This is a genomic window from Cellulomonas sp., from assembly GCF_017744555.1.
Taxonomy (GTDB): Bacteria; Actinomycetota; Actinomycetes; order Actinomycetales; family Cellulomonadaceae; genus Cellulomonas.
This window is the reverse complement of the sequence record NZ_JAGIBD010000030.1, coordinates 36,542-43,545: the sequence shown is the minus strand read 5'-3', so window position 1 is coordinate 43,545 and position 7,004 is coordinate 36,542. Positions and strand designations below refer to the sequence as shown.

Below are 7,004 nucleotides of genomic sequence, written 5' to 3'. Positions count from 1 at the left end.
TCAACACCGAGAACATGGGCCAGTTCGAGCGGACGCTGATCATCGCCGACGAGGGCTCGTACGTGCACTACGTCGAGGGCTGCACCGCTCCGGTGTACTCGTCCGACTCCCTGCACTCCGCGGTCGTCGAGATCATCGTCAAGAAGAACGCCCGCGTGCGGTACACGACGATCCAGAACTGGTCGAACAACGTCTACAACCTCGTGACCAAGCGGGCGACCGCGGCCGAGGGCGCGACGATGGAGTGGGTCGACGGCAACATCGGCTCCAAGGTCACCATGAAGTACCCGGCGATCTACCTCATGGGCGAGCACGCCCGCGGCGAGACGCTGTCGATCGCGTTCGCCGGTGAGGGCCAGCACCAGGACGCCGGCTCGAAGATGGTGCACGCCGCGCCGCACACGTCGTCCTCGATCGTGTCGAAGTCGGTCGCGCGCGGCGGCGGCCGCACGTCGTACCGCGGCCTCGTCCAGATCCTCGAGGGCGCCTCGCACTCCGCGTCCAACGTGTTGTGCGACGCGCTGCTCGTCGACCAGATCTCCCGCTCGGACACCTACCCGTACGTCGACGTCCGCGAGGACGACGTGTCGATGGGCCACGAGGCCACGGTGTCCCGCGTGAGCGAGGACCAGCTGTTCTACCTGATGTCCCGAGGCATGCCCGAGACCGAGGCCATGGCCATGATCGTGCGCGGGTTCGTCGAGCCCATCGCGCGCGAGCTGCCCATGGAGTACGCCCTCGAGCTGAACCGCCTCATCGAGCTGCAGATGGAAGGGGCCGTCGGCTGATGACGACCACCACGAACGACGCGGGTCTGTCCACGGATCACTCCCGCGCCACCGCCGACGCCGCCCACTCGCACGGCGTCGGCACCGTACCCGAGTCGTCGCGCGCGTCGCGCAAGACCTCGTTCGACGTCGCCGACTTCCCGGTCCCGACCGGGCGCGAGGAGGAGTGGCGGTTCTCGCCGCTCGACCGCATCGCGCCGCTGTTCGCGGGCGCCACGGACGGCGTCCTCGCCGGCCACGGAGTGCTGACGACGGTCGTCGAGGCGCCCGAGGTCAAGGTCGAGATCGTCGAGCGCGACGACGCCCGCCTGGGCCGCGCCGGCAAGCCCGGCGACCGGACCGCCGCGACCGCGTGGGCGTCCTTCCCCCGCGCGACCGTCGTGTCGGTGCCGCGCGAGGCCGTCGCGTCGACCGTGACGTCGATCCGCGTCGAGGGCGTCGAGGGTGCGGGCACGCACGAGGCGCCGCTCGACCCGTCGGCCACGCACCTGCTGGTGCACGCCGAGGCGCTGTCGCAGGCCGTCGTCCTCATCGACCACGTGGGCCACGCGTCGCTGACCGAGACGGTCGAGATCGTCGCGGACGAGGGCGCGCACCTCACGGTCGTGTCCGTGCAGGACTGGGCCGAGGGCTCGGTGCACACGTCGTCGCACCGCCTGCGCATCGGCCGCGACGCGACCGTCAAGCACATCGTCGTCACGCTGGGCGGCGACGTCGTCCGCGTGACGCCGGACGCCGAGTTCGTCGGCGAGGGTGCGTCGGTGCAGATGCTCGGGCTGTACTTCGCCGACGCCGGGCAGCACCAGGAGCAGCGCCTGTTCGTCGACCACGCGGTCCCGAACTGCGTCTCCCGCGTGACCTACAAGGGCGCGCTGCAGGGCGAGGGCGCGCACACCGTGTGGGTCGGCGACGTGCTGATCCGCGCGGCCGCCGAGGGCACCGACACGTACGAGCTCAACCGCAACCTCGTCCTCACGGACGGCGCGCGGGCCGACTCGGTGCCGAACCTGGAGATCGAGACGGGCGTCATCGAGGGCGCCGGCCACGCGAGCGCGACCGGCCGGTTCGACGACGAGCAGCTCTTCTACCTGCGGGCGCGCGGCATCCCCGAGGCCGACGCCCGCCGGCTCGTGGTGCGTGGCTTCTTCGCCGAGCTCATCCACGAGATCGGCGTGCCGGACGTCGAGGAGCGCCTCATCGGCGCGATCGAGAAGGAGCTCGAGGCGTCCATGAGCGCGCTCGACGCCCTCGCCGCCGCCGGTTCGGAGCAGGCATGACCGCACAGCTCGCGTGCTACGACGAGGACGTGCCGGCCGCCGGCACGTTCCGCGTCGAGCTCGAGGGCGAGTCCGGCCCCGTCGAGGTCGCGATCGTCCGCGACGAGGCCGGCGAGCTGCACGCCATCAGCGACATCTGCTCGCACGGTGCGGTCTCGCTGTCCGACGGCGAGGTCGAGGACTGCACGATCGAGTGCTGGCTGCACGGGTCGCGGTTCGACCTGCGCACCGGCAAGCCGACCGGCCCTCCCGCCGTCCGCCCCGTCCCCGTCTATCCCCTGACCGTCGACGGCCAGCGCGTGCTGGTCGACGTCGACGCCCCCCTCTGACCTAGGAGTACCCCGCATGGCCACCCTGGAGATCCGCGACCTGCACGTCAGCGTCGAGACCAAGGAGGGCGCCAAGCCCATCCTGCGCGGTGTCGACCTCACCGTGAGCAGCGGCGAGACGCACGCGATCATGGGCCCGAACGGCTCCGGCAAGTCGACGCTCGCGTACTCGCTCGCGGGCCACCCGAAGTACCAGATCACGTCGGGCACCGTGACGCTCGACGGCGAGGACGTCCTCGCGCTGTCGGTCGACGAGCGTGCGCGCGCCGGCCTGTTCCTCGCGATGCAGTACCCGGTCGAGGTGCCGGGCGTGTCGGTGTCGAACTTCCTGCGCACCGCGAAGACGGCGATCGACGGCCAGGCGCCGCCGCTGCGCACGTGGGTCAAGGACGTCCGCACCGCGATGGACGACCTGCGCATGGACCCGGCGTTCGCCGAGCGCTCGGTCAACGAGGGCTTCTCGGGCGGTGAGAAGAAGCGCCACGAGATCCTGCAGATGGAGCTCCTCAAGCCGCGCTTCGCGATCCTCGACGAGACCGACTCGGGCCTCGACGTCGACGCGCTGCGCGTCGTGTCGGAGGGCGTCAACCGGGTCCGCTCGAACTCGGACGTCGGCGTGCTGCTCATCACGCACTACACGCGCATCCTGCGCTACATCCAGCCCGACTTCGTGCACGTCTTCGTCGACGGCAAGGTCGCCGAGGAGGGTGGGCCGGAGCTCGCCGAGCGCCTCGAGAACGAGGGCTACGACCGGTTCCTGTCCAGCACCGTCGCCTGACGGTCCCCGACAGCACCCGCCGTGGGTGCCGGCCCGTCGCCGGGCGGCACCCGCGGCGACCATCAGCTCGACCAGGAGGCGGAAGTGACCAGCACGCTCGACCAGAGGCGTGACTCGGCGCGTCCGGGGGGGCTGCTCGACGACGTCGAGCTCGCCGCCGTCCGCGCCGACTTCCCGCTGCTGTCCCGCACGCTGCGCGGCGGCCGGCCGCTCGTCTACCTCGACTCGGGGGCGACGTCGCAGAAGCCCGAGGTCGTCCTCGACGCCGAGCAGGACTTCTACGTCCAGCGCAACGCCGCGGTGCACCGCGGCGCGCACCAGCTCGCCGAGGAGGCGACGGAGGCGTTCGAGGACGCCCGCGACCGTGTCGCACGGTTCGTCGGCGTCTCGTCCGGTGAAGTGGTCTGGACGTCGAACGCGACCGCGGGCATCAACCTCGTCGCGTACGCCATGTCGAACGCGACGCTCGGGCGCGGCGGAGCGGCCGCACGGCGCTTCGCGATCGGTGAGGGCGACGAGATCGTCGTCACCGAGGCCGAGCACCACGCGAACCTCGTGCCGTGGCAGGAGCTCGCCGCGCGCACGGGTGCGACGCTGCGCTGGCTCGGGGTGGACGGTGACGGTCGCATCCGTGCCGACGACCTCGACAGGGTCGTGACCGACCAGACGAAGGTGCTCGCGTTCACGCACGCGTCGAACGTCACCGGCGCGATCACGCCGGTCACGCAGTTCGTCCGGCGTGCGCGCGAGGTGGGGGCCCTGACCGTGCTCGACGCCTGCCAGTCCGTGCCCCACCTGCCCGTCGACCTGCATGCGCTCGGGGTCGACTTCGCCGCGTTCTCCGGGCACAAGATGCTCGGACCGACCGGCGTCGGCGCGCTGTACGGGCGGCGCGAGCTGCTCGAGGCGATGCCGCCCGTGACCACCGGCGGCTCGATGGTCGAGGTCGTCACCATGGAGTCCACGACGTACGCGCCGCCGCCGCAGCGGTTCGAGGCCGGCACGCAGATGGTCTCGCAGGCCGTCGGCATGGGTGCCGCCGCGTCGTACCTCGCGGAGCTCGGCATGGATGCGGTCGCGGCGCACGAGGCGCACCTCACGCGCCTCCTGCTCGACGCGGTCGCGTCCGTCCCGGGCGTCCGTGTCATCGGCCCGACGGACACCGTCGACCGGCTCGCGACCGTCGCGTTCGTCGTCGACGGCGTGCACGCGCACGACGTCGGGCAGGTGCTCGACGACGCCGGCGTCGCGGTCCGTGTGGGCCACCACTGCGCGCAGCCGCTGCACCGCCGTTTCGGCGTCGCCGCGACGGCCCGCGCGACCGCGGCCGTGTACACGACCGAGGAGGAGATCGCGGTGTTCCGGGAAGCACTCGCGGGGGTCCGGACGTTCTTCGGACTGACGGACGGGAGTGACGCATGAGCACCGGATCGATGGAGCAGCTCTACCAGCAGGTCATCCTCGACCACGCGAAGTTCCCGCACGGGCGGGGGCTCGGGGTCGCGGCCGCGGACCTGCGCACGGGGGAGTCGCACCAGGTCAACCCCACGTGCGGCGACGAGGTGACGCTGCAGGTGGATCTCGACGACGCCGGCGTGGTGCGGGACGTCCGCTGGGAGGGCCAGGGCTGCTCGATCTCCCAGGCCTCGGTGTCCGTGCTGCACGACCTCGTGGTCGACCACGACCTCACCGCCGTCGACGACCTGGCCGACACGTTCCGCGCCCTGATGCAGTCGCGCGGGGCGGGCCTCGACGAGGACGCCGAGGAGAAGCTCGGCGACGCCGCCGCCTTCACCGGGGTCGGCAAGTACTCGGCGCGCGTCAAGTGCGCGCTGCTCGGCTGGGTCGCCCTGACCGACGCCCTGATCAAGACCGGCGCGACGCGCACCACGGAGGACGCATGAGCACCGAAGCCAGCCCCACGACCGTCGCGGACGTCGAGGAGGCCCTGCGCGACGTCATCGACCCCGAGCTCGGCATCAACGTCGTCGACCTCGGCCTCGTCTACGGCGTCGTCATCGACCAGACCAACACCGCGGTCATCGACATGACGCTCACGTCGGCTGCCTGCCCGCTGACCGACGTCATCGAGGACCAGTCGGCCCAGGCGCTCGACGGGATCGTCGACGGCTTCCGCATCAACTGGGTGTGGATGCCGCCGTGGGGCCCGGAGAAGATCACGACCGACGGCCGCGAGCAGATGCGGGCGCTCGGCTTCAACATCTGAGAACCGCCCGACGCACCGACGGGCCCTGGCCGGCGTGCCGGCCAGGGCCTTCGGCGTCTCTCAGAACCGCGGCAGCTCGTTCAGCGCGGCGAGCGGTGCGGAGTTTACGAGGGTGCCCGTCATCCACGGCTCGTGGTCGGGCAGGAGCGCGACCTGGTGCGCACCCGGCGGGATGTGCTGCGGGGCGGGCGACGGGAAGCCGAGCGGCTCGGCCGCGGCGAACCCGCGTCGCCCGTAGAAGCGCGGGTCGCCCTCGAGCAGCACGAGGGGCCAGCCTCCGGCGGTCGCGACGTCCAGCGCGTGCGCGACGAGCGCGGTGCCGATGCCCTGGCCCTGGTGCTCGGGCACGACCGACAACGGCGTCAGCATGAGCGCGTCGAGGCGTCCACGCTCCGTCTCGATCCAGCAGCGGGTGAGCAGCACGTGCCCGACCGGCTCGTCGTCCAGGCGCGCCACGAACGACAGGCCCGGGATCCAGGCCTCCGGCGTGGCTCGCAAGGCGTCGACCATGTCGACGACCTTGGCCGCGTCCGCCTCGAACGCGCGGGCCACGACGCCGCGCACGGCCTCGACGTCGTCGGGTCGCTCGACGCCGATCGTCACGACCGGTCGGCCGAGGGCGGGATGCTGCGCGGACGGGCCGGGGTCTCGGATCGGGCTCACGGGTGGACCGTGCCGCACCGCGACGCCGCGCGCCAGAGGAATGTCGTCACAGGGTGTCGGCCGAGAACGTGTCGCACGCCTCGAACGTGCCCTGCTCGTACCCGGTCGTGAACCAGCGGGCACGCTGCTCGCTCGACCCGTGGGTCCAGGTGTCCGGGTTCACGCCTCCGCCGGACTGCGCCTGGATGTGGTCGTCGCCGACCGCCTGGGCGGCGGACAGCGCCTGCTCGAGCGTCTGCGGTGTGATCGGGTCGAGGAACGGGACGCCCGTGTCGGGGTCGGCGGTCGTCGCGGCCTTGCCCGCCCACATGCCCGCATAGCAGTCTGCCTGGAGCTCGATGCGGACGGAGTCGGAGTCGGCGCCCGTGCCGCCGCGCTGGGCCTTGTCCATGACGCCGGTGATCTGCTGGATGTGGTGCCCGTACTCGTGCGCCTCGACGTACTCCTCGGCGAGCGGCCCGCCCTCGGCGCCGAACCGGGTCTGCAGCTCGTCGAAGAACCCGAGGTCGAGGTAGATCGTCGCGTCCGGCGGGCAGTAGAACGGGCCGGTGCTCGACGACGCCGTGCCGCACGCCGTATCGGCGGCGCCGGTGAACGAGAGGACCTCGGGCTGCGCGAACGTGACGCCGACGGTCGTGACCGTCGGTCCCCAGTAGGCGTCGAGCGACTGGATGGTTGCGGACAGCCGGCACGACGGGTCGGTGTTGGCCTGCTCGGCGGTGCAGTCGCCGATGGTGCCCTCGGTGGTCTCGGCGCCCGAGCCACCGCCGGTGACACCGGACAGGTCGACCTGCCCGTTGCTGAACACGTAGATGAGCGCGACCACGAGGGCCGCGATGCCCCCGCCGCCCGCCGCGATCTTGCCCCGGCCGCCGCCCGTGCGGACGCGGCCGCCCTCGAAGCTCCCGCCCTCCTGGAAGGTCATCCCGGAAAGGTAGCCGC

Annotated in this window: 9 protein-coding genes; 7 read left to right on the top strand and 2 right to left on the bottom strand. The window is 72.0% G+C overall.

Annotation, left to right across the window (positions count from 1 at the left end; translation table 11 throughout):
* The 7 genes from sufB to J7523_RS16330 form a co-directional block, all read left to right on the top strand.
* A partial coding sequence (gene sufB, locus J7523_RS16360) for a Fe-S cluster assembly protein SufB (protein WP_291888948.1) occupies positions 1 to 788 on the top strand: 788 nt, incomplete at its 5' end.
* Positions 788 to 2,065 (top strand): Fe-S cluster assembly protein SufD, encoded by a 1,278-nt coding sequence (gene sufD / locus J7523_RS16355; RefSeq protein ID WP_291888945.1) that lies wholly within the window; start codon positions 788 to 790, stop codon positions 2,063 to 2,065. The genes sufB and sufD, both read left to right, overlap by 1 nt.
* A complete protein-coding gene (locus J7523_RS16350) occupies positions 2,062 to 2,394 on the top strand; it encodes a non-heme iron oxygenase ferredoxin subunit (RefSeq protein ID WP_291888942.1) in 333 nt (110 codons plus the stop codon). The genes sufD and J7523_RS16350 overlap by 4 nt, the downstream gene beginning before the upstream one ends.
* A gap of 16 nt (positions 2,395 to 2,410) precedes the next feature.
* Positions 2,411 to 3,172 (top strand): Fe-S cluster assembly ATPase SufC, encoded by a 762-nt coding sequence (sufC, locus tag J7523_RS16345; protein ID WP_291888938.1) that lies wholly within the window; start codon positions 2,411 to 2,413, stop codon positions 3,170 to 3,172.
* A 132-nt stretch (positions 3,173 to 3,304) separates the two neighbouring features.
* Positions 3,305 to 4,594 carry a SufS family cysteine desulfurase gene (locus J7523_RS16340; RefSeq protein ID WP_291888953.1) on the top strand — a complete coding sequence of 430 codons (1,290 nt, stop codon included), beginning with the start codon at positions 3,305 to 3,307 and terminating at the stop codon, positions 4,592 to 4,594.
* Positions 4,591 to 5,076, top strand: coding sequence for a Fe-S cluster assembly sulfur transfer protein SufU (sufU, locus tag J7523_RS16335; RefSeq protein WP_291888936.1), 486 nt, complete (start codon positions 4,591 to 4,593; stop codon positions 5,074 to 5,076). The genes J7523_RS16340 and sufU overlap by 4 nt, the downstream gene beginning before the upstream one ends.
* Positions 5,073 to 5,399, top strand: coding sequence for a metal-sulfur cluster assembly factor (locus tag J7523_RS16330; RefSeq protein ID WP_291888933.1), 327 nt, complete (start codon positions 5,073 to 5,075; stop codon positions 5,397 to 5,399). Before sufU ends, J7523_RS16330 begins: the two co-directional genes overlap by 4 nt.
* Before the next feature lie 60 nt (positions 5,400 to 5,459).
* Here the strand turns inward: J7523_RS16330 and J7523_RS16325 are convergent, their stop codons facing one another.
* Positions 5,460 to 6,062 carry an N-acetyltransferase gene (locus J7523_RS16325; RefSeq protein ID WP_291888930.1) on the bottom strand — a complete coding sequence of 201 codons (603 nt, stop codon included), beginning with the start codon at positions 6,060 to 6,062 and terminating at the stop codon, positions 5,460 to 5,462.
* 46 nt (positions 6,063 to 6,108) lie between these two features.
* Positions 6,109 to 6,987 (bottom strand): neutral zinc metallopeptidase, encoded by an 879-nt coding sequence (locus tag J7523_RS16320; protein WP_291888927.1) that lies wholly within the window; start codon positions 6,985 to 6,987, stop codon positions 6,109 to 6,111.
* Between the last annotated feature and the right edge of the window lie 17 nt (positions 6,988 to 7,004).

What these genes read in the sequence shown, in the direction of transcription:
- sufD (WP_291888945.1), top strand. Translation starts at nt 788, where the DNA reads ATGACGACCACCACGAACGACGCGGGTCTGTCCACGGATCACTCCCGC.
- J7523_RS16350 (WP_291888942.1), top strand. Translation starts at nt 2,062, where the DNA reads ATGACCGCACAGCTCGCGTGCTACGACGAGGACGTGCCGGCCGCCGGC.
- sufC (WP_291888938.1), top strand. Translation starts at nt 2,411, where the DNA reads ATGGCCACCCTGGAGATCCGCGACCTGCACGTCAGCGTCGAGACCAAG.
- sufU (WP_291888936.1), top strand. Translation starts at nt 4,591, where the DNA reads ATGAGCACCGGATCGATGGAGCAGCTCTACCAGCAGGTCATCCTCGAC.
- J7523_RS16330 (WP_291888933.1), top strand. Translation starts at nt 5,073, where the DNA reads ATGAGCACCGAAGCCAGCCCCACGACCGTCGCGGACGTCGAGGAGGCC.
- J7523_RS16320 (WP_291888927.1), bottom strand. Translation starts at nt 6,987, where the DNA reads ATGACCTTCCAGGAGGGCGGGAGCTTCGAGGGCGGCCGCGTCCGCACG.